We start from the raw sequence: 20,791 nt of genomic DNA, 5'->3' as shown, positions 1-20,791 counted from the left end.
GCCCGGCCTCGGCCGGGCGCCTCACCACCACACCATTCCCACCGAACCGGACCGAGAAAGGTCGGTGTTTCCCATGCACCGTACGGCACGACGCGGTCTCGCGATCGCCAGCACCATCGCCCTGCTCGTCACCGCCGCGGGCTGTGGCGGCGACGACGGCCCCACCTCCGGCGGGGGGTCGGTGCCGGGGGTCACCGACACCGAGATCGTCGTCGGCACCCACATGCCGCTCACCGGGCCGGCCTCGGCCGGCTACTCCAAGATCGCCCCGGCGACGAAGGCGTACTTCGACTACGTCAACGCCAACGGCGGCGTGCACGGCCGGAAGATCACCTACAAGATCATGGACGACGGCTACAACCCGGCGAACACCCAGCAGGTGGTACGCCAGCTCGTCCTGCAGGACAAGGTCTTCGCCATCCTCAACGGCCTGGGCACGCCGACGCACACCGGTGTGCTCGACTTCCTCAAGACCAACCGGGTGCCCGATCTCTTCGTCGCCTCCGGCAGCCGCAGCTGGGACCAGCCCGACAAGTATCCCGGCACGTTCGGCTTCAACCCGGACTACACGATCGAGGGCAAGATCCTCGCCAACTACACGAAGGCGAACCTGGCCGGCCAGAAGGTCTGCTTCCTCGGTCAGGACGACGACTTCGGCCGCGACAGCCTGGCCGGCGTGGAGAAGGTGCTCGGCGCCGGGGCGGTGGCCGTCAAGCAGACGTACGTCACCAGCAACACCAACGTCGCGCCGCAGATCGGCGCGTTCAAGGCGGCCGGCTGTCAGGTCGTCATGCTGGCGACCGTGCCCGGCTTCACCGCGCTGTCCATCGGCACCGCCGCACGGCTGGGCTTCAAGCCGCAGTGGCTGGTCTCCAACGTCGGCGCCGACCACCCGACCCTGGCCAAGCAGCTCGGCGCCGCCGCCCCGCTGCTGGAGGGCATGGTCGGCACCAACTACCTGCCGATGCAGAACGACACCGCGAACCCGTGGATCCAGCTGTTCACGAAGATCAACAAGACGCACAACGGTGACGCGCCGTTCGACGGCAACACCGTCTACGGCATGTCGGTCGGCTACCTCTTCGTGCAGGTGCTCCTCGCCGCCGGCAAGGACGTCACCCGCGAGAAGGTGCTCGAAGCGGTCCAGAAGGGCGGCTTTGCGGGCCCCGGGCTCGCGCCGCTGCGCTTCTCCGCCGACGACCACTCCGGCTACGGCGGGCAGCGGTTGAGCCGGGTGAGCGGGGGAGTGCAGAGCTACTTCGGGCCGACGTACGAGACCGACGACGGGGACGGGCCGGTCACCGAGTACAGCGCCCCGCCGGTCGCGCCACCGGCGAACGGGGTGCCGACCGTCTCCTGACGAGCCCGCCATCGCCTCGTACGACCCGGGGGTCACCGCCTCCGGGTCGTACGAGCGTGCCCGGATGCCGTGCGCGGTGCCGACGGGTGCCGGCCGTTGACCGACACCGATCAGTCCTCCTACTATCTGCACTGTGGATGCAATTTCAGGTCGACTCGCGGGTCGGGTCGCCATCGTCACCGGCGCCAGTCGCGGGATCGGCCTGGCCATCGCCCGACGACTCGTCGCCGAGGGCGCCCGGGTGTGTCTGACCGCCCGCCGTCCCGAGGCGCTCGCCGACGCGGTCGTCGCCCTCGGCGGCCCCGCGTACGCCGTGGCCGTGCCCGGCCGGGCCGACGACCCGGCGCACCGGGCCGAGGCGGTGCGGCAGGTCGGCGCGGCGTTCGGGCCGGTGGACCTGCTGGTCAACAACACCGGCATCAACCCCGTGCACGGCCCGCTGGTCGAGCTGGACCTGGCCGCCGCCCGCAAGATCCTCGACGTCAACCTCGTCGCCGCGCTGGGCTGGGTACAGGAGGTCTGCGCCGCCGGCATGACCGAGCGGGGCGGCTGCGTGGTCAACGTCTCCTCGATCGCCGGCCTCGCGCCGTCGCCGGGCATCGCCCTCTACGGCGTGAGCAAGGCCGCGCTCAACCACCTCACCGCCAGTCTCGCCGTCGAGCTGGGGCCGACGATCCGGGTCAACGCCGTCGCCCCCGGGGTGGTCAAGACCCGCTTCGCCGCGGTGCTCTACGAGGGGCGCGAGGACGAGGTCGCGGCGCGGTACCCCCTCGGTCGGCTCGGTGTCGCGCCGGACGTGGCGGGCGCGGTCGCCTTCCTGGCCGGCCCCGACGCCGCCTGGATCACCGGACAGACCATCGTCTGCGACGGTGGCGTCACGCTGGCCGGCCGGCCCGGATGACACCTCCCGTGCGCGCTCGGAGGTGCCTGATCATCGCCTGTCTAGACTCGGCGGGGAGCCGGGCGACGTCGTGGCGGTGAAGGGGCGGGGGCGGATGAACAGGGTCGAGGCCCCGGGGCGGGTGGACGGGCGGACGGCCCGGGCCGAGCGCACCCGGGCAGCCATCGTCGAGGCGCACCTGGCACTCATCGCCGAGGGCGACCTGCGGCCGACCGGGGAGCGCATCGCCGAACGGGCCGGCATCTCACTGCGGACACTCTGGACCAACTTCAAGGACATGGAGACGCTCTTCGAGGCGAGCGGCGCCGAGGTGCTGCGCCAGCAGGATGCCGCCTACCGGCCGATCTCGCCCGCGTTGCCGCTGGCCAAGCGGGTCGACGCGTACTGCCGGCAGCGGGCACGGCTGCTCCAGCTCATCGCGCCGTCGGCGCGGGCCGCGCAGATGCGCGAGCCGGTCTCCGACCAACTGCACCGCAACCGCCTCAAGCACATCGACCGGGTGCGCGACGAGGTCGAGCACCTCTTCGCCGCCGAGCTGACGAACGCCGGGCGGGGGCGCGAGCAGCTGCTCAACGCGGTGGTGGCGGCGAGCATGTGGCCGGCCTGGTCGATGCTGCGCTACGGCCTCGGGCTGGGCGTGGACCAGGCCCGCGCGGTGATGTCCCGGACGGTCGGCGCGCTGCTGGCCGAGGTCGCGACCGACTGATCCCGGCTCGTCCCCTCTTTCCATCCGGTGATCGATGGGTGACACTGGGACGCATGGTTACTGCATACTCAGTGCAAATAACCGTGTTGCGCGGCCGGGACGACCAGTGCCGAGCCATCCGGACTCTGCTCGACGGCGTGCCCGACGGCGGTGGGGCTCTGCTCCTGCACGGCGAGCCGGGCTCGGGCCGGACGGCGCTGCTCTCCTACGCCCAGCGGTACGCGAAGGACTGCACCGTCCTCGCCGGCGCCGGGCTGCCCGAGGAGGCGACGCTGCCGTACGCCGGCCTGCAACGCCTGCTCGATCCGGTGCTCGACCGGGCCGCCGCCCTGCCCGAGCCGCGACGGCACCTGCTGCGCCGGGCGTTGGACGGCGAGGGCTGCCGGCCCGAACGCCGGCTGGCCCTGTCGGTGGCCGTCCTCGGTCTGCTCGCCGCGGCCGCCCGGGAGCGCCCGCTGCTCGCCACCATGGACGACGTCGACCGGGGTGACCCGCAGACCGCGCAGGTGCTGGCCTTCGTCGCCCGCCGGCTACGGCACCTGCCGGCGGCCGTCCTGCTCACCGCGGACGTCGGCACCACCGTCGACGGCATCGCGGCGCACCGGCTGTCGCCGCTGGGCGAGCGGGACAGCATCGCCGTCCTCACCGACCGGCTACCCGAGCGACCCGCCGCGCCGGTCGCGGCCACGCTCGCCGCCGTCGGTGGCGGCAACCCGCAGGCTCTCGTGGACCTCACCGAGGTGCTGAACCCCGGGCAGTGGCGCGGGGAGGAGCCCCTGCCGGCCGCGCCGCCGGCCGATGGCGCACTCGCCCGCGCCTACCGGGCCCGCCTCGACCGGCTGCCGCCGGACACCCGCCGGATGCTGCTGCTCGCCGCGCTCGACGAGTCGGACGAACCGGCGACCTTCGTTCGCGCGGCCGACGCCGCCGGCCTGGCCGTCGAGGCGCTCGCCCCGGCCGAAGCCGCCGGTCTGGTTCGGGTCGAGCCCGGGGGCGTCACGTTCGCGCAGCCGCTGGCCCGCACGATGGTCGCGGCCGGTGCGCCGCTGGCCCAGCGGCGCGCGGCGCACCGGCTGCTCGCGGAGGTTCTCGATCCGGACGGGCAACGGCTGCTGCGGGCGATGCACCTCGCCGCCGCGACGGCGGGCGCCGATCCGGCCCTCGCCGCCGAGTTGGAGCGGGCGGCGGCCGGTGGGCGCGACGGCTGGGCCGTGGCGTCGGCCGCGCTGTGCCGGGCCGCCGCGCTCAGCGACAGCCCGAGCGACGTCGCCGCGCGCCTGCTCGCCGCCGCCCGGTACGCCTGGACCGCCGGGCAACCCGGCCAGGCCCGGCTCCTGCTCGACCGCCTCCGCGCGACCTGCGCGGACCCGACCGTCACCGGGCACGCCGGGCTGCTGCGCGGCGAGCTGCAACTGCGCTGTGACGACGCCGCCGGCGCGGCGGCCACGCTGCTGTCCGCCGCGCGTACGGTGGCCGGGACCGACCGCGCCGTGGCCATGGAGGCGCTGGCGCGGGCCGGCGAGGCCGTGTGCTTCGCCGGCGACCAGTACCGGTACGCGGAGGTCGGCCGGCGGGCCGCGGCCCTGCGGCACCCGAACGACCCGCCGGCCGTGGAGCTGGCGGGATGCCTCGTCACCGGGGTGGCCGCCACGCTGCGGGGTGACCACGAGCGGGCCGGGCCTGCGCTGCGCCGAGCCGTCGTGCTGGGCGGCCGGTTGGCCGGGCCGGCGCTGACCCCGACCGCGCTCACCTGCGCGGCGGCGGCCGGGCTGGTGGTGGCCGTGGACGGCGCCGCGCACCGGCTCGCCGAGCGCGCCGTCGGGTTGGCGCGGGAACGGGGCGAGCTGTCCATGCTGTCCCGGGCGTTGGAGCTGCGCGCGGTAGCCGAGTACTGGCTGGGGCGGCACGAGGCCGCGGCGGAGACCTCCCGCGACGGGCTGCGGGTCGCCCGCGCCACCGGGCAGTTCAACTGCGCCAACGTCCACCTGGGCCTGCTCGCCGTGCTGGCCGCCGTCCGGGCCGACCGGGAGTCCAGCCTGCGGCGGATCCGCGAGATCGGCCCGACGCCGACGCCGGGCAGCCGACCACACGCGCTCGCCGGGTGGGCGCTGGCCGTGCTCGACCTCGTCGACGGTCGGCACGCCGAGGCGGCGGCCCGACTGGCGTCGCTGGCCCGGCTCGGCACCGGCCGGGGCCAGGTGCTCGTCCAGGTGATGGCCACCCCGTACCTGGTGGAGGCGGCGGCCCACCTGCCGCACCGGCCGGCGGCGACAGCCGCGCTCGCGGCCTTCGACAGGTGGGCGAGCAGCACAGCGAGCCCGCTGCGCCGGGCGCTCTCGGCCCGGTGTCACGCGCTGCTCGCGCCCCGGGGCGGCGTCGAGGCGGAGCAGGAGTTCCGGACCGCGCTGCGACTGCACCCGACGGAGGATGGCGCCTTCGAACGGGCGCGCACGGAGCTGCTCTTCGGTCAGGACCTGCGGCGCAGCCGGCGTCCGCGGGACGCCCGGGGGCACCTGCACCAGGCCCGGGAGACGTTCACGTTGCTCGGCGCGGGTCGCTGGGCCGAGCAGGCCACGGCCGAGCTGCGCGCCGCCGGGGAGTCGGTCGGTCCGCCGGACCTGCCGGCGGCGCGGTTGCTGACCGGTCAGCAACTGCGGATCGCGCAACTGGTCGCCGAGGGCGCCACCAACCGGGAGATCGCCGCCCGGATGTTCCTGTCCACCCGCACGGTCGACCACCACCTGCGCAACGTCTTCCACCGGCTGGGCATCCGCTCCCGTACCGAGTTGGCCCGGACCTTCGCCGCCGAGCCGCACGCCGGTCTGGCGTCCGACCGGTGAGCGCGGCCCGGGCCCGGTCCGGTCTGGACGACGTAAACTATCACCGCTAGTTTATGCGTCATGGAGCTCACCCTGTCCGCCGAGCAGACGGCGGTCCGTCAGCTCGCCGCCGAGTTCGCCGACCGGGAGTTGACGCCGCACGCCGCCACGTGGGATCGGCGCGAGTCGGTCGACCCGGCCATCGTCGGCAAGCTCGGCGACCTCGGCTTCCTCGGGCTGACCATCGCCGAGTCCGACGGCGGCTCCGGCGGCGGCCACCTCACGTACTGCCTGGTCCTGGAGGAGCTTGGCCGGGGCGACTCGGCCGTGCGTGGCATCGTCTCCGTCTCGCTCGGCCTGGTCGCCAAGTCGATCGCCGCCCACGGGTCGGCCGCGCAGCGGGCCGAGTGGCTGCCCCGGCTCTGCTCCGGCGCCGCGCTCGGCTGTTTCGGGCTGACCGAGCCGGACAGCGGATCGGACGCGGCCGCGCTGCGCACCCGCGCGGTCCGCGACGGCGACGACTGGCTGCTCACCGGCACGAAGACGTTCATCACCAACGGCACGACCGCCGACGTCGCCCTGATCTTCGCCCGCACCGGCGGTCCCGGCCACCGGGGCATCACCGCGTTCCTGGTGCCCACCGACAGTCCGGGCCTGACCCGGCGCGAGATCCACGGCAAGCTCGGCCTGCGCGGGCAGGCCACCGGTGAGCTGCGTCTCGACGACGTGCGGGTGCCCGACACCGCCCGCCTCGGGGCCGAGGGCGCCGGCTTCCGGCTGGCCCTGGCCACCCTCGCCAAGGGGCGGATGTCGGTGGCGGCCGGCTGCGTCGGCATCGCCCAGGGTTGCCTCGACGCGGCGGTCGGCTACGCCGGGCAGCGGACCCAGTTCGGCAAGCCGATCGCCGGGCACCAGCTCGTCCAGCAGCTGCTCGCGGCCATCGCCGTCGACACGGCGGCCGCCCGCCTGCTGGTCTGGCAGGTCGCCGACCTGATCGACCGCGACCAGCCGTTCGCCACCGAGGCGTCGATGGCGAAGCTCTTCGCCAGCGAGGCCGCCGTCCGCGCGGCCAACAACGCGGTCCAGGTCTTCGGCGGGTACGGCTACATCGACGAATACCCGGTCGGCAAGTACCTGCGCGACGCGCGGGTGGCCACCCTCTACGAGGGCACCAGCCAGATCCAACAGCTCCTGATCGGACGCGCGCTCACCGGCGTCAACGCCTTCTAGCTCTAAGGACACCCGGATGCGAGTCTTCACCTCCGTCGACGAGCTGACCACCGCGGTCGGCGAGACCCTCGGGCCCGGCCCCTGGCAGCGGATCGAGCAGGACCGCGTGGACCTCTTCGCCGACGCCACCGACGACCACCAGTGGATCCACATCGACCCGGTACGCGCGGCGGCCGGGCCGTTCGGCGCCACGATCGCGCACGGCTACCTGACCCTGTCGCTGTTGCCGGCGTTGGCCGGTCAGCTGTACCGCGTCCAGGGGGTCGCGATGGGAGTCAACTACGGGCTGAACCGGGTGCGCTTCCCCGCGCCGCTGCGGGTCGGCGCCGCCGTGCGGGCCACCGCCGTCATCGCGGAGGTGTCACCGGTCAGTGGTGGGGTGCAGATGGTCACGGCGGTGACCGTGGAGAGTGACGGCGGGGGCAAGCCAGTGTGCGTCGCCGAGACGGTGAGCCGCCTCTATGGCGAGGCGGGTCGCTGAGCGGTCGTCCGACGGCGTAGCTGTCAGGCGCTGAGGGTGCGTCTCCGGGCGCGGAGCGTGACGGGCTACGCACAAGGACGGTACCTTCGACATGGCGGCCCGCCGGTGTAGAGGCCGGCGGTGCCGCCATTCCCGTCCTCTACCGGGAGCACCGCCATGACGGCCCACGTCGACCCACGCTTCGGCGCCACACTCCGGCAACTTCGTGAGCAGGCCGGCCTGTCCCTGCGGGCGCTCGCCCAGCTCACTCACCGCGGCAAGAGCCACCTCCACGAACTGGAGAATGGCAGCAAGGCAGCCACCTTCGAGACCGCTCGCCACCTCGACCAGGCGCTCAACGCAGGCGGCAGGCTCGCCCGCCTGGTCGCCGCTCCCGTCGACCACGAGGCTTCTGACCGGTGGAGTGGCCGACCGACACCGCGGCCGGTCGGCCGCTCGCGCATGGCCCCGTCGCCGTGCATGGGCTCAGTCCGGTGGAACGTCGCCGACTGTCGGCGTACGGGTCCAGGTGCACAAGCAGGTACGGCTGGAGCGTAGAGAGGTCGACGTTCCAGAAGGGGCGACGACGTCTGTCGAGCACCTTCCCATATCGCATGACGGACCGCCCTGCCGACTACATCTGTCACCGCTGAGGTGGTCGCGCTCGCGCCCGACCAGCGGCAGATGAGTTATACGTTCAAGGCTGCTCGGGCAGGAACGGCGCGAAGTGCTCGGCCACTAGGTCGGCCACGGCTTCGGCGTCCCGTGATCCGTCGACCTCGATGACGCGGACCCCCAATCGGTGCGCGTTGCGGACCGCGTCTGCGGCGATCAACCGATCACGCTCGACGCGGTTGCGTTGAGCGAGTTGCGAGTCGCTGACCTGATGACCGATGGCGCTGGCACGGGGTAGCCGAGCGACCTGGCGTTGCAGGAACTCCTCGGCCGCGACCATGACCACCATCCGGCCGATAGAGCCGGCGACCGGCGCGACCAGTTCTGGGCGTAACCCCCAGCCCTCAGCAAGGATGGGCCGAGGGGAGACGAGGGCACGCAGGTCGTCTTGCACCCACTGGAAACGGTCCGGGAAGTCGGCGATGACCTGATCGGCCATCTCCTCTGGCGTTGCTTGGATCCAGACTGCCTCCCAGTCCGGTCCGGTTGGGGACTCGCCGCAACGGACCCGCTGTGCTATCCGCCGATCATCATGGCCGCGAGCGTCGTGGTAGTCGTAGTGGTAATGGGTGAGGCCGTACCGCTCAGCGAGAATGCCAGCGACAGTGGATTTGCCGGCCCACTGGCCGCCGCCGATCCACAGGGCGCGTTGGAGCGTGGTGACGGGGTCCCATCTCATGTGTCACAGCGTGGAACCACCGCGCTACAAGATCAAGTCTTGTTCTTCGTCCGAGGACCTGATTATCTGAAGATAGGCCGGGCGGCACTTGATGCCAGGTGACGAGGGAGTCGACACCGCGACCTGCCATACCAGCGACATCTGTGAGCGCTGAACCCTGGATGACCTCTCATCGGCAGATCCGCGCACACTCAGCGGCACATCAGGACGTCTGACCTGGGCGCCTCGACTGACAACTGCGGCGACGTCATGCGCATCCGAGAAGGTCCCACCGGTTGCCGGCGATGTCGAGGAAGACCGCGACCCGGCCATAGGGCTCGGCCCTTGGCTCCCGGACGAAGGTGACACCGGCCTCGGCCATCCGTCGGTAAGTGGCGTCGAAGTCGTCGACTCGGAGGAAGAACCCGACTCGGCCGGCTACCTGGTTACCAGTTGCGGCACGTTGGTGTTCTCCGTCGGCGCGAGCGAGGAGAATCCCGGTCTGGGCACCCGGCGGCCGGACGACGACCCAACGCTTGGGCCGCCCGTCAGTGGTCAGCGATGGGGAATCCTCGACGAGATCGAAGCCGAGTACGTCGGTGAAGAACGCGATCGCGGGTTCGTACTCGTCAACGATCAGGGCAACCAGATCGATCTGCACCACGGCAGCGTACGCAGGGTCCATCGTGCTCGCCGCCCACCCCGAGCGCTGTCGTCGTCGGCACGATCCGGCGCGGCGACCTGGTTAGATTCATGCCGTGACGAAGGTCGACGAGTTGCTGGCGACCGCTGCGGCCGATTCGTACGCAGATGCTTGGGACTCGCTGTACGAGAAGGCGTGCCACGAAGGTTTCTCCGAGGCGGACGAAGCCTTCCTGATCCCGCGGTTGGCCGACCTCGCGGGCCGGTACGCACCGGCCGGCCGCGACAACGTTCTGATGCTTGCTGGCAAGATCGCAGCGGATCTTGATGAGGCTAACTGGCCGCGATACGCCGAAGTGTTCGCAACCATGCACCGGCTGACCAACGACTGGCTTGCCACACCGACCGACCGGCACTCGTTCGTCTTCCGTCTGCAGGCGGTGATGGCGCTGGAGGGTGACGAGCTCTGGGGGGCGGAGCTCGATCGGATCGTGCACGACGAGATCGAGGTCGAGTGCCCGCAGTGCGAGACGTCGCTGTTCGTGGCCTTCGGCGAGGATGGGTGTTTCGCCACCCACGAGGACTACGCCACGAAGCCGGACGTCGAGCAGACACCGCTACTGCCGACCGAACCGGACGAGTTGAACGGCGTCGGTCAACGGCTGCATCTGATGAGCGTGCAGGCCGGGCAGCAGTCCGTCGCCATTGCCCTCACCTACCTGTTCGGCCGTGCCACCTGCACGCAGTGCAGCACGACGTTCCGAGTGTCCGAGCAGGTCTTCCGGTATTGACCTGGGTGAGCCGTGACCCTGGCGACGCGGGCCTGGCCGACGGCCCGCCGAGGTACGCCTGCGCGATCCGACATACGACTTTCGACAGATCCGCGCACACTCAGCGGCAGATCCGGATGCCGTCAGTCGGACGCCCGGTCACGGAACTCGGCCGGACCGACATAGGGGTACCGCCTGGATTGCACCACGGCGCGACGATATCGACCCGAGCCCGAATACGGCTACACCAATTCAGTCCCGCGGATACGCCGAGTAACGCCCGGACGCGGCAGAAGAGGTCGCGCGACGAGTAGGGGGCTAGCGTGATTGAATCGTGCGATGTATCGGCGCGAGTAAGAGGAACTCGGTGGCCCATGATGGACGAGTTGGATGAGACGTGGAGGTGGTCCGTGTTGGACGATCCCGCCGTCATCTGGAACCGTGCCTGCGACTATGGGGCTGACGGTGAAGCGCCTGAAGGAACTCCGCTGGGGATTGCGCACCTTTCCTTCCTGCTACGTGTCTACAACTCGGCCATGGGCGGCGGCTTGGGCTTCGCCGTGGAAGTCAACGAACCTTTCCGCCTGAGACGGGCGATCGACGCGATGCGCTACTTCCGCCTGTCCGAGCTTGCTGACCTCCTGGCTGACGTCTTGAACCATGAGTCAGATGTCGAATACGCTGGATCGCGGGAACGTCAGTTCTATGACCTTCTCGGCCCAGCGGATGAGAATCTGGATAAGGCGTTCAGAGCCAAAGCGGCCGAGGCTCCTAGCGACTTCGGTCTTCGATAAAGTCCGCCGGCTCAGGCCGAGTGTTATGTGATCTGTGCACTCATCTCGGCTACTTGTTTCATTGACCTGCGACCATGGCCCGGCCCGGCCCGGCCCGGCCCGGCCCGGCCCGGCCCGGCCCGGCCCGGCCCGGCCCGGCCCGGCCAGGCTTCGGTCGAGGCGCCCGGGCTGTCGTTCTCATTTCGGTTGCCCACGCTGGTCGTGTGGCTCTCATTTGGCCTGCGCGGCCCGGGCGTCGCCCCATGGCGGGGAGAGGCTCAAGAGGGGTTTGCTCGGCTCGAAGTAGCGTTGCCCTCCCGGCTCGACAACCCAGGTGGATCGAGCATCGGAGGACGCGGTGAGTGGCACGTCAGATCGTGTGGTCAGCGGGATGGACCCGCACAAGCGCTCGGTAACGATCGAGGTCATGGCCCGCGACGAGACCGTCGTCGGCGGCCGCCGGCAGCGGGCCCGGGAGGACAACGGGGAACGACAACTGGCTCCAGCGCGACCGACCCTCATCCCCCAGCCGGCTCTTCGGAGAAGTCACTTCCTGGACCCGCCGAAACCCAGGATAGAACTCTCCTCCTGGCGGTGTCTTGACAGAGAGGGGAGCCATGACCACGCGGATCGCGGCAAGAGCGGGTGCTTCGAGTCGACTCGATCCCGGCCGTCTCGCGGCTGTCCCGGCAGCGTGGTGGGGCAGAATCGTGAGCCGTGCCGACCTACCCCGATCCTGTTGTTCTCTATCCGGAGGTTGCTGCCGAGGGCAGCCTTGCGGCGGCGTTGCGAGCCGTCGCCATCCGGCAAGGGCTGTCCATTCGCGTGCCGGTTACGGCGTCCAATTCGTTGCATGGCGCTGTCGTTCCGACCACCCTCCCGCATCGTGAGGAGTTGAAGGTGTCCGCCAGCTACGTAGAGCGGCGGTGGTCTATTCGCAGTTGCGAGCGCGACCAAGGTCTGGCCTTGATCGAAGGAGACACGGTGGATCTCGGTCAGGTGGCGCGAGCCGCGCAGGCCTGGCATGACGGAGCGCACCTGACCGAGATCCCCCAGGCTGCGTCGTTCGTGAAACTGACTGGACGGTTCGAGGTGCCCGACCGCGATCCGGCAGGGCTGGTCGAATCGGAGTGGCGGCACCTGCGTACGGAGGCAGCGGAGGTGAACTGGCCCGAGTACCACGCGCTCATCGAGGCCGCGTACGCCGAGCCAAGGCTCCGGCAGCTCTACCCGTTCACCAGCCATTGGTCTCTGCGGTTCTCCACCAGCACCCGGCCCAGCCTCTCCCGTGATCTCCTGGTGTGCTTGCATGCCGGGCGAGGCAAGGACTACATCGTCACGATGGGCTACATGGGACAGGAACTCGGTGAGACCGCTACAGCGGAGGAGGCCGTGTCATTGGCCGCGCGCAACCTGCCCGCCGATCTCAGTCCGGTGAGGTACGGCGCAGCCGAACAGAGCTAGTACTTCTCCGCCAGGCCATCCGCGCGTGGGCAGATCCGGACGCCGAGCGGCGCGGCGCTCGGCGTCCGACCGTTACGCGTCCTGAGCCACCCGTACCTGCGGGGGCGGCGAGAAGAAGCCTCGCCGCCCCCGCGTCCCGCGTCGGGTACGAGGGTCAGGCGACCGCGCAGGCGGTGCCGTTGAGCGTGAAGGCGGACGGCCGACCGGCGTTGCCGGTGTGGGTGGCCTGGAAGCCGATGTCGACCGACGTGTTCGGGGCGATGGTGCCGTTGTAGGAGACGTTGCGTGCGGTCACCGCCCCGCTCGACGGGGAGTAGGTGGCGTTCCAGCCGCTGGTGATGGTCTGGCCGTCGGGCAGCGTGAACGCCAGGGCCCAACCGTTGACCGCGCTGCTGCCGGTGTTGGTCACCGACACGGCCGCGGTGAGCCCGCTGTTCCAGGCGTTGACCGTGTACGTGACCCGGCATCCCCCGGACGGCGGGGGCGTGGTCGGCGGCGCGGTGGTGGGTGGCGCGGTGGTGGGCGGTGCCGTGGTCGGCGGTGCCGTGGTGGGTGGTGCGGTGGTGGTCGGTGCGGTGGTCGGCGGCGTGTCGCCCCCGATGCTGCCGGGCACCGTGCGCAGGGCGTCGTACCAGGCGACGGCCATCTTGCGGTAACCCGTGGCGTTGGGGTGTACGCCGTCGGCCAGGTCGCTGAGCGTCAGGGCGCGGTACATGTCGACCAGGTGGACGCGCTTGCCGGCGGCGGCCCGGGTCTGCACGATCCCCGGGATCGCCGCGTTGTAGCCGCGGACCTGGGTGTCCGCGCCGGACTTCGGAATGATCGTCGCGACGAACACGTCCGCGTTCGGTGCGGTGTTGGTGATGCGATCGACCAGGGTGGCCAGACGAGCCGGGGCGCCGGACGTGTCGCCGTACATGTCGTTGGTGCCGATGTGCAGCAGCACGGTCCGCGGGTTCGTGGCCCGCAGCCAGTTGACGACGTTGGCGTCGATCTGGGCGATCGTCCACCCGGAGTGGCCCTCGTGGTCGTGGTCACCGAGGCTGGCCGGGCCGTTGAACCCGGAACCGACGAAGTCGATCCGGTATCCGCCGGAGACGAACCGCTGCCAGAGTTCGATCCGGTAGCCACCGGCGACGTTGAAGCCGTCGGTGATCGAGTCGCCGAGGGGCATGACACGTACCCCGCCGTTGGACTCGGCGCTCGCGGGCGCGGTCGCCACCGGGACGGCCGCGGTCATGGCCGCGACGGCGGCCAGGGCCGCCCACCACAGTCGGGCCCGGCGGGGCCTCGACGTCGTCGCGGTGGTGGTGGGCGGCGGGGGGACGGGGTTGCCAAGGATCGGTCTGCTCATGGGGCTTCCTCAGGTGGTGGGGGCACGACATCGGCGGCCCACCGACGAGGCGGAACCGCGCGGTACGCGAGAGTGAGCTGCGCGAGGACCAGGAACCCGGACGTCATCACCGCTGGTCGTCAGCTCTGGTCATCGACGGTCGGAGACGACGGATCGATGAGCCCTGGCCGGGATGTGCCCTGCACCCCGCCTGGACGCACCATAGCTTGTTATCGCTAACACCGGCAATGCATCGAACGTGGGCGATGGTCGGGAGTGGACGAGGCGGTCAGTCCTGGCCCGTCACCTCGGTCGGCGCGAGCCTCGCGGCGAGCCAGCGCAGCTGCCGCCGGACGTGCACGGCCTCGCCGCCCTCATGGCCGTTGAACGGGTAGACGTGCATCTCCCGCTGCGGCGGGACGGGCCGTCCGCTCGCGGCACCGTACTGGTTGTAGGCGGCGAAGCCGGTGCTCGGCGGGCAAACGGTGTCGCGCAGGCCGACGCCGAAGTGCGCCGGCGCGGTGGCCCGCCGGGCGAAGGTCACCCCGTCGACGTAGGACAACGTGCGCCGGACCGCGTCCTCGGCCTCCCGGTGCACCGCCAGGTACCGGCCGATCTCACCGTACGGCGACACGTCGCTGAGCGTGATGGCGCGCTGGACGTCGCAGAGGAACGGGGCCGTCGCCAGCACCGCCGCGAGGTCGTCGACGAGGCCGGCCACCGCCAGGGCCAGGCCGCCGCCCTGACTGTTGCCGACCACGGCGACCCGGCCCGCGTCGATTCCGGGCAGGGCGCGAACCGCCTCGACGGCCCGGACCGCGTCGGTGATCAGACGTCGGTAGTGGTAGTCGTGCGGGTCGAGGATTCCCCAGGTGGCCGGCCAGGGGCCGCCGGGCCTGCCGTGCGGGTCGGCGGTGTCGCCGGCGCCGTGCTGCCCCGCCTGGCCCCGGTTGTCCATCAACAGGTGCGCGTACCCGGCGACCGGCCAGGTCAGCCGCTCGTGCGGCAGGCCGCGTCCACGCCCGTAGCCGGCGTACTCCACCACGGCGGGCAGCGGTCCGCGTGCACCCGCCGGTCGGGTGTACCAGGCGCGCACCGGGTCACCGCCGAAGCCGGCGAACGTGACGTCCCAGGAGTCGAGCAGGCGCAGGTCGGTGGGTTCGGGACGGACGTCCACGAGCACCGGACGGGTGGCCACCTCGGCGAGGGTGCCACGCCAGAACTGGTCGAAGTCCTCGGGCTCGGCGACGGTCGGCACGTATCGCTCAAGCTCGGCGAGGGCGGGGTCGGAGTACGGCACGGTTCCTCGCAGGGTCAGAGCTGTTGGGCGGGGGGTGCGGTGCTCTCCCGGACGACCAACTCGGTCACCAGGTCGATCCGGCTGGTCGCCGGGGCGGTGCCGCCGACCAGGCCGAGCAGCATCTGGGTGGCGATGCCCGCCATGTCGCGCAGCGGCTGGTTGATTGTGGTGAGAGCCGGATCGGTCCAGGTGGCGACCGGCAGGTTGTCGTACCCGATCACGGAGAGGTCCTCGGGGACCCGCAGGCCGCACTGCCGGGCGGCCCGGAGCACCCCCATGGCCTGCGTGTCCGAGCCGGCGAAGATCGCCGTGGGGCGGTCCGGCCGGTTCAGCAGCTCGAGCCCGTGGGCGTGCCCGGCCCCGGCGGAGAAGCTGCCGTAGCGGACCAGCTCGCGGTCGACGGTCAACCCGATCTCCTCGTGCGCGTGCTGGAAGCCCGCGGCTCGGGCCCGGCTGCACAGCACGTCGGGCGGCCCGGAGATGACGGCGTTTCGGCGGTGGCCCAGCTCCAGCAGGTGTCGAGCGGCGAGCAGGCCGCCGTTCCAGTTGTTCGACCCGACCGTGGGCACGGAGGCCGAGGTCGCGCTGTCGGTGTCGATCACGACGAACGGGACGCCCTGGCGTCGCAGCTGCTGTTGCTGCGTCTCGGTCAGGTGGCAGAGGACGAGCAGCACACCCAGCGGGCGTTGGCTGAGCACCGTGTCGAGCCACCGTTGCGGTGGGCGGTGCGCACCGTCGAGTTGGGAGACCGCGAGGCCGATGCCGGCGATGCTGGTGACCGCCTCGGCGCCGCGCAGAACCTCCATCGCCCAGCCGGTGTCGAACTCGTGGAACACGAGATCGATCCGCCCCGCGCCGGACGATCGCCGAGCGCGGCGCTGGTACCGGTGACGGTCGAGACTCTCCTCGACCCGTGCCCTGGTGCCGGGGGCGACATCCTCGTGGCCGTTGAGGACCTTGGACACCGTGGCGACCGACACGCCGACGTCGTGGGCGATCGTCGCGATGGTGGTGGAGGCGGGTGGGTCGAGCGGGCGGTGCTCTGTCATCGCAGCCTCATGCAGCGTCGAAATTTTCGGAAGACCTTAACACGATCAGTCGGTCAGGACGGTCGATGTGGCCGTAGCTCAGGCGCGGCTGCGGCGGTTCCCGGGCCCGGTCATGACCGAGCGCAATGGCCAGTGCCACTGAGCGTACGAAGGAGCCGTTCCGCGACCGATCGAGCCCCTTGACTACATCCGGGCGGTGGACTTAGGTTGCCGAAAAGGTTGCTTGGGTTTCCGGAAAGTTTCGGATCGCACACGTCCGCCACGGACCGGTCCCACGAGGGTGCGGGAACGTGGCCGGAGCTAAGGGGTCTCGGCATGAGAAGTCAGCTGCCCGCCGACGGCGAACCGACGTCCCGCGACGCCACACCGTGGCGCGACGCGCGGCTGTCACCGGCCGAGCGGGCCGAGGCGCTGCTCCCGCTGATGTCGGTGCAGGAGAAGATCGCCCAGCTCGTCGGCGTCTGGGTCGGCGCCGACGCCTCCGGCGAGGGCGTCGCCCCGCACCAGTCCGACATGGTCGCCGAGACGCCGGCCTGGGACAGCGTCATCTCCCACGGGCTGGGCCAGCTCACCCGGCCGTTCGGCACCGCGCCGGTCGACCCGGTGCTCGGCGCCCGGTCGCTGGCGGCCTCCCAGGCGCAGATCGTCGCCGCCAGCCGGTTTGGCATTCCCGCCCAGGTGCACGAGGAGTGCCTCACCGGGTTCGCGGCCTGGCGGGCCACCGTCTACCCGACCCCGCTGGCCTGGGGCGCGTCGTTCGACCCCGACCTGGTCGAGGAGATGGCCGGCCGGATCGGCCGGTCGATGCGCGCCGCTGGCGTACACCAGGGGCTCGCGCCCGTCGTCGACGTCACCCGCGACTACCGCTGGGGCCGCACCGAGGAGACGATCGGGGAGGACCCGTACCTGGTGGGGACGACCGGCTCGGCGTACGTGCGGGGCCTGGAGAACGCCGGCGTGGTCGCCACCCTCAAGCACTTCGCCGGCTACTCCGCCTCCCGGGGTGGCCGCAACCTCGCCCCGGTGTCGATGGGGCGCCGCGAGCTGGCCGACGTCATCCTGCCGCCGTTCGAGATGGCCCTGCGCCTCGGCGGAGCGCGGTCGGTGATGAACTCCTACGCCGAGATCGACGGCATGCCGGCCGCCGCCGACGAGCACCTGCTGACCGGGCTGCTGCGCGACGAGTGGGGTTTCACCGGCACCGTGGTCGCCGACTACTTCGCCGTACGGTTCCTGCAGACTCTGCACGGTGTCGCCGAGGGCGCCGCCGACGCCGCCCACCTGGCCCTGCGCGCCGGGATCGACGTGGAACTGCCCACCGTGGACGCCTTCGGCGACGCGCTGGTGGAGGCGGTCCGCGCCGGCGAGGTCGACGAGGCGCTGATCGACCGGGCGTTGCGTCGGGTGCTGATCCAGAAGATCGAGCTCGGCCTGCTCGATGAGGACTGGCGCGAGGTGCCCGACGACGTCGCGGACCTGCGCCTCGACGACGAGGCCAGCCGGGACGTCGCCGTACGCCTGGCCCGCGAGTCCGTCGTCCTGCTGCGCAACGACGGTGTCCTGCCGTTGCCCGTCGCGAGCCGCGTCGCCCTGGTGGGTCCGGTCGCCGACGACCCGATGGCCATGCTCGGCTGCTACTCCTTCCCCAACCACGTCGGCGTCAACCACAGCGACCATGGCCTCGGCCTGGACATCGCCTCGCTGCGCGAGGAACTGGCCCGCCGCGTCCCGCTGCTCACCCACGAGCCGGGCTGCGCCATCACCGGCGGGGACACCTCGGGCATCCCGGCCGCGGTCGCCGCGGCCACCGCCGCCGACGTGTGTGTGCTCGCCGTCGGCGACCGGGCGGGAATGTTCGGCCGGGGCACCTCCGGTGAGGGCTGCGACGCCGCCGATCTGCGGCTGCCCGGGGTGCAGGCCGACCTCGTGCGGGCCGTCCTCGCCACCGGCACCCCGGTGGTGCTGGTGCTGATGACCGGCCGGCCGTACGCGCTCGGCCCGGAGTTCGACGCCGCGGCGGCGGTCGTGCAGGCGTTCTTCCCCGGCCAGCTCGGCGGGCAGGCGCTCGCCGAGGTGCTCATCGGCGCGGTGAACCCGTCCGGGCGGTTGCCGGTTAGCGTTCCCCGCGACGCCGGCGGACTGCCGGGCACCTACTTGTCGCCGCCGCTCGGGCACCGCAACAAGGTGTCCTCGATCGACACGACCCCGGCGTACCCGTTCGGCCACGGCCTGAGCTACACCAGCTTCGAGTGGTCCGACGCCACGGTCGTGCCGTCGGCGGATGGGGATCGGGACGAGACGACGGACTGGCCGGTCGACGGCGAGGTGCGGGTGCGGATCACCGTCCGCAACACGGGTGACCGGGCCGGCACCGAGGTGGTGCAGCTCTACCTGCACGACCCGGTGGCGCAGACCACCCGCCCGGTGATCCGGCTCGTCGGCTTCGCCCGGGTGCCGTTGGAGCCCGGGGCGGAGGCGCACGTGACGTTCGGCGTACCGGCCGACATCGCGTCGTTCACCGGTCGGTCCGGTCGGCGCGTCGTCGAGCCCGGCGCGGTGGAGCTGCGGTTCGGTCGGTCGAGTGGGGAGATGGCGGCGGCCCTGCCGCTGCGGCTGACCGGGGCCGAGCGCGAGGTCGGCCACCAGCGGGAACTACTCACGTCGGTGCGGATCGAGCCCCTGGTGGCCGTACCGCACTCCGCATAGGAGGCGAGGATGACATCCGGAACGTTACGGCCACCGCCACCGGCGCCACCCGCCCCTCCGGCGGCGGTCACCGTCGGGGCCCCGCCCGCACCGAGCCGGCGCCGCACCTGGCGGCAGGCGCTGCGCCGGGACTGGCAGCTCTACTCGCTCGCCATCCTGCCTCTGCTGTTCTTCCTTGTCTTCCGGTACCTCCCGATGATCGGCAACGTCATCGCGTTCCGACGGTTCAAGCCCGGCGGCAGCATCTTCGGTGAGTACTGGGTGGGGCTGCGGTACTTCCGGATGTTCCTCACCGACCCGACGTTCTGGGACGTCTTCACCAACACGCTGGTGCTCGGGACGCTGACCCTGCTGTTCTGCTTCCCGCTGCCGATCGTCCTGGCGCTGCTGCTCAACGAGGTACGCGCCCGCCGCCTGCGGCGGTTCGTCCAGTCCGTGTCCTACCTGCCGCACTTCCTGTCGATCGTGATCGTGGCGGCCATGGTCATGCAGCTGACCTCGGTCGACGGCACCATCAACCAGATCGTGCAGGCCACCGGCGGCGACGCGGTGCCGTTCCTGCAACGAGCCGAGTGGTTCCGGACCATCTACGTGTCGTCCGAGGTCTGGCAGACGGTCGGCTGGGGCACGATTCTCTACCTCGCCGCGCTCACCACCGTCGACGACGACCTGTACGAGGCGGCCCGGATCGACGGCGCCAACCGGTGGCGGCAGACCTGGCACGTGACGCTGCCGGGCATCCGCCCCACCATGGTGACGTTGCTGATCCTCAACATCGGCAGCTTCATGGCGGTCGGGTTCGAGAAGATCCTGCTGCTCTACAACCCGCTGACCTATCCGACCGCGGACGTGCTGTCCACGTACCTGTTCCGGATGGGCTTCGGGTCCAGCAACTTCAGCTACGCCGCCGCCATCGGGCTGTTCGAGGCGGTCATCGGGCTCACGCTGGTCCTGACGGCGAATCTGATCGCCCGCCGCACCGTGGGGACGAGCCTGTGGTGACCGTCGACGCCACCGACACGGCCAGCGGCAGCGGCCTGCCCGCCCGCGCCCGGCCGCGCGGAATCCGCCCGAGCCGGGGCTACCGCGTGTTCCAGGCGTGCAACGCGGTAGTGCTCACCATCGTCGTGGTGGCGACGCTGTTCCCGTTCGTCAACGTCGTGGCCCGTTCGCTCAGTGACGAGCGGTACCTCATCGCCGGCAAGGTCAACCTCGTGCCGCGCGGGTTCAACCTGGACACCTACCGGCTGGTGCTGAACGACTCGCTGTTCTGGACGAACTACCGCAACACCGTCTTCTACACGGTCGTCGCCACGGCCATCTCGATCGTGCTGACCACCTGTTACGCCTACGTGCTGTCCAAGAAGCACCTGCGGGGCCGTACGGCTCTGATCGGTATCGCGGTGTTCACCATGTTCTTCACCGGCGGCCTGATCCCCAACTACGTGCTGGTCACCAGCCTGGGCATGAAGAACAGCGTCTGGGCCATCGCGGTGCCCAACGCGATCAACGTGTTCAACCTGCTGGTGATGAAGGCGTTCTTCGAGAGTCTGCCCACCGACCTGGAAGAGGCCGCTGCCGTCGACGGCCTCAACACGTACGGCATCCTGCTGCGCATCGTGCTGCCGCTGTCGAAGGCGATCGTCGCCACGATGGTGCTGTTCTACGCCGTGGCCTTCTGGAACTCCTGGTTCGCCGCCTTCCTCTACATGGACCAGCAGGAGCTGTGGCCGGTGACCGTCTATCTGCGCAACCTGATCGCGGGGGCCACCGGCGCGGAGAACGTCGGCGTCATCTCCGAGGCCGACGAGGTGCAGGCCGACGCGACGCTCAAGGCCGTGACGATCGTGCTCACGACCCTGCCCATCCTCGTGGTCTATCCCTTCGTCCAGCGGTACTTCGTCCGCGGCGTGATGCTCGGCGCCGTCAAGGGCTGACCGGCACG

18 protein-coding genes are annotated in these 20,791 nt (G+C 71.2%); 13 read left to right on the top strand and 5 right to left on the bottom strand.

Translation table 11 applies throughout. The annotated features are described in order from the left end of the window. The first annotated feature begins 73 nt into the window (after positions 1-73). From ACFYPH_RS26020 to ACFYPH_RS25990, 7 genes are all read left to right on the top strand, one after another. The gene (locus tag ACFYPH_RS26020; protein ID WP_387185363.1) at positions 74-1,360 is read left to right on the top strand and encodes an ABC transporter substrate-binding protein; all 1,287 of its coding nucleotides are present in this window, start codon (positions 74-76) and stop codon (positions 1,358-1,360) included. Between the two features lie 133 nt (positions 1,361-1,493). Next, positions 1,494-2,261 carry an SDR family oxidoreductase gene (locus ACFYPH_RS26015; protein ID WP_387185361.1) on the top strand — a complete coding sequence of 256 codons (768 nt, stop codon included), beginning with the start codon at positions 1,494-1,496 and terminating at the stop codon, positions 2,259-2,261. 94 nt (positions 2,262-2,355) lie between these two features. Continuing rightward, positions 2,356-2,967 (top strand): TetR/AcrR family transcriptional regulator, encoded by a 612-nt coding sequence (locus ACFYPH_RS26010; RefSeq protein ID WP_387185359.1) that lies wholly within the window; start codon positions 2,356-2,358, stop codon positions 2,965-2,967. A gap of 53 nt (positions 2,968-3,020) precedes the next feature. Continuing rightward, positions 3,021-5,807 carry an AAA family ATPase gene (locus ACFYPH_RS26005; protein ID WP_387185357.1) on the top strand — a complete coding sequence of 929 codons (2,787 nt, stop codon included), beginning with the start codon at positions 3,021-3,023 and terminating at the stop codon, positions 5,805-5,807. A 60-nt stretch (positions 5,808-5,867) separates the two neighbouring features. Further along, a complete protein-coding gene (locus tag ACFYPH_RS26000) occupies positions 5,868-7,016 on the top strand; it encodes an acyl-CoA dehydrogenase family protein (RefSeq protein ID WP_387185354.1) in 1,149 nt (382 codons plus the stop codon). A gap of 16 nt (positions 7,017-7,032) precedes the next feature. Continuing rightward, the gene (locus ACFYPH_RS25995; RefSeq protein WP_355066453.1) at positions 7,033-7,497 is read left to right on the top strand and encodes a MaoC family dehydratase; all 465 of its coding nucleotides are present in this window, start codon (positions 7,033-7,035) and stop codon (positions 7,495-7,497) included. A gap of 156 nt (positions 7,498-7,653) precedes the next feature. Continuing rightward, positions 7,654-8,034: a helix-turn-helix domain-containing protein gene (locus ACFYPH_RS25990; protein WP_387185350.1), complete on the top strand. Its 381-nt coding sequence runs from the start codon at positions 7,654-7,656 to the stop codon at positions 8,032-8,034. A gap of 139 nt (positions 8,035-8,173) precedes the next feature. On the opposite strand, the gene ACFYPH_RS25985 is transcribed toward ACFYPH_RS25990, so the two are convergent. Then, positions 8,174-8,830 (bottom strand): hypothetical protein, encoded by a 657-nt coding sequence (locus ACFYPH_RS25985; protein WP_387185347.1) that lies wholly within the window; start codon positions 8,828-8,830, stop codon positions 8,174-8,176. Between the two features lie 247 nt (positions 8,831-9,077). After that, on the bottom strand, positions 9,078-9,494 hold the full coding sequence (locus ACFYPH_RS25980; protein ID WP_355066455.1) for a VOC family protein: 417 nt from the start codon (positions 9,492-9,494) through the stop codon (positions 9,078-9,080). A gap of 73 nt (positions 9,495-9,567) precedes the next feature. Between ACFYPH_RS25980 and ACFYPH_RS25975 the strand changes: the two genes are divergently transcribed. The 3 genes from ACFYPH_RS25975 (at position 9,568) to ACFYPH_RS25965 (ending at position 12,458) form a co-directional block, all read left to right on the top strand. Next, complete coding sequence (locus ACFYPH_RS25975; protein WP_355066456.1) at positions 9,568-10,242, top strand: hypothetical protein; 675 nt, start codon at positions 9,568-9,570, stop codon at positions 10,240-10,242. 389 nt (positions 10,243-10,631) lie between these two features. Beyond that, entirely contained in the window at positions 10,632-11,015 is a 384-nt protein-coding gene (locus ACFYPH_RS25970; RefSeq protein WP_363940311.1) for a hypothetical protein, read from the top strand. A gap of 696 nt (positions 11,016-11,711) precedes the next feature. After that, a complete protein-coding gene (locus tag ACFYPH_RS25965; RefSeq protein ID WP_387185342.1) occupies positions 11,712-12,458 on the top strand; it encodes a DUF6193 family natural product biosynthesis protein in 747 nt (248 codons plus the stop codon). 154 nt (positions 12,459-12,612) lie between these two features. On the opposite strand, the gene ACFYPH_RS25960 is transcribed toward ACFYPH_RS25965, so the two are convergent. From ACFYPH_RS25960 to ACFYPH_RS25950, 3 genes are all read right to left on the bottom strand, one after another. Next, positions 12,613-13,812, bottom strand: a complete 1,200-nt coding sequence (locus tag ACFYPH_RS25960; protein WP_387185339.1) for a cellulose binding domain-containing protein — start codon at positions 13,810-13,812, stop codon at positions 12,613-12,615. Between the two features lie 268 nt (positions 13,813-14,080). Then, positions 14,081-15,091, bottom strand: a complete 1,011-nt coding sequence (locus tag ACFYPH_RS25955; RefSeq protein WP_387185336.1) for an acetylxylan esterase — start codon at positions 15,089-15,091, stop codon at positions 14,081-14,083. A gap of 14 nt (positions 15,092-15,105) precedes the next feature. Next, complete coding sequence (locus tag ACFYPH_RS25950; protein WP_354861169.1) at positions 15,106-16,140, bottom strand: LacI family DNA-binding transcriptional regulator; 1,035 nt, start codon at positions 16,138-16,140, stop codon at positions 15,106-15,108. Positions 16,141-16,455: 315 nt separating this feature from the next. On the opposite strand from ACFYPH_RS25950, the gene ACFYPH_RS25945 reads away from it, so the two are divergent. The 3 genes from ACFYPH_RS25945 to ACFYPH_RS25935 are packed head-to-tail and all read left to right on the top strand — an operon-like array spanning position 16,456 to position 20,783. Then, positions 16,456-18,846 carry a glycoside hydrolase family 3 N-terminal domain-containing protein gene (locus tag ACFYPH_RS25945; protein ID WP_387185331.1) on the top strand — a complete coding sequence of 797 codons (2,391 nt, stop codon included), beginning with the start codon at positions 16,456-16,458 and terminating at the stop codon, positions 18,844-18,846. Between the two features lie 9 nt (positions 18,847-18,855). Beyond that, positions 18,856-19,848: an ABC transporter permease subunit gene (locus ACFYPH_RS25940; protein ID WP_363938603.1), complete on the top strand. Its 993-nt coding sequence runs from the start codon at positions 18,856-18,858 to the stop codon at positions 19,846-19,848. Beyond that, a complete protein-coding gene (locus ACFYPH_RS25935) occupies positions 19,845-20,783 on the top strand; it encodes a carbohydrate ABC transporter permease (protein WP_354861174.1) in 939 nt (312 codons plus the stop codon). The genes ACFYPH_RS25940 and ACFYPH_RS25935 overlap by 4 nt, the downstream gene beginning before the upstream one ends. The last annotated feature ends 8 nt before the right edge of the window (positions 20,784-20,791 follow it).

The sequence above is a fragment of the Micromonospora sp. NPDC005252 genome (assembly GCF_042872475.1).
GTDB lineage: Bacteria > Actinomycetota > Actinomycetes > Mycobacteriales > Micromonosporaceae > Micromonospora.
The sequence above is the reverse complement of the archived record's forward strand: the minus strand, read 5'-3'. Positions and strand labels throughout refer to the sequence as shown.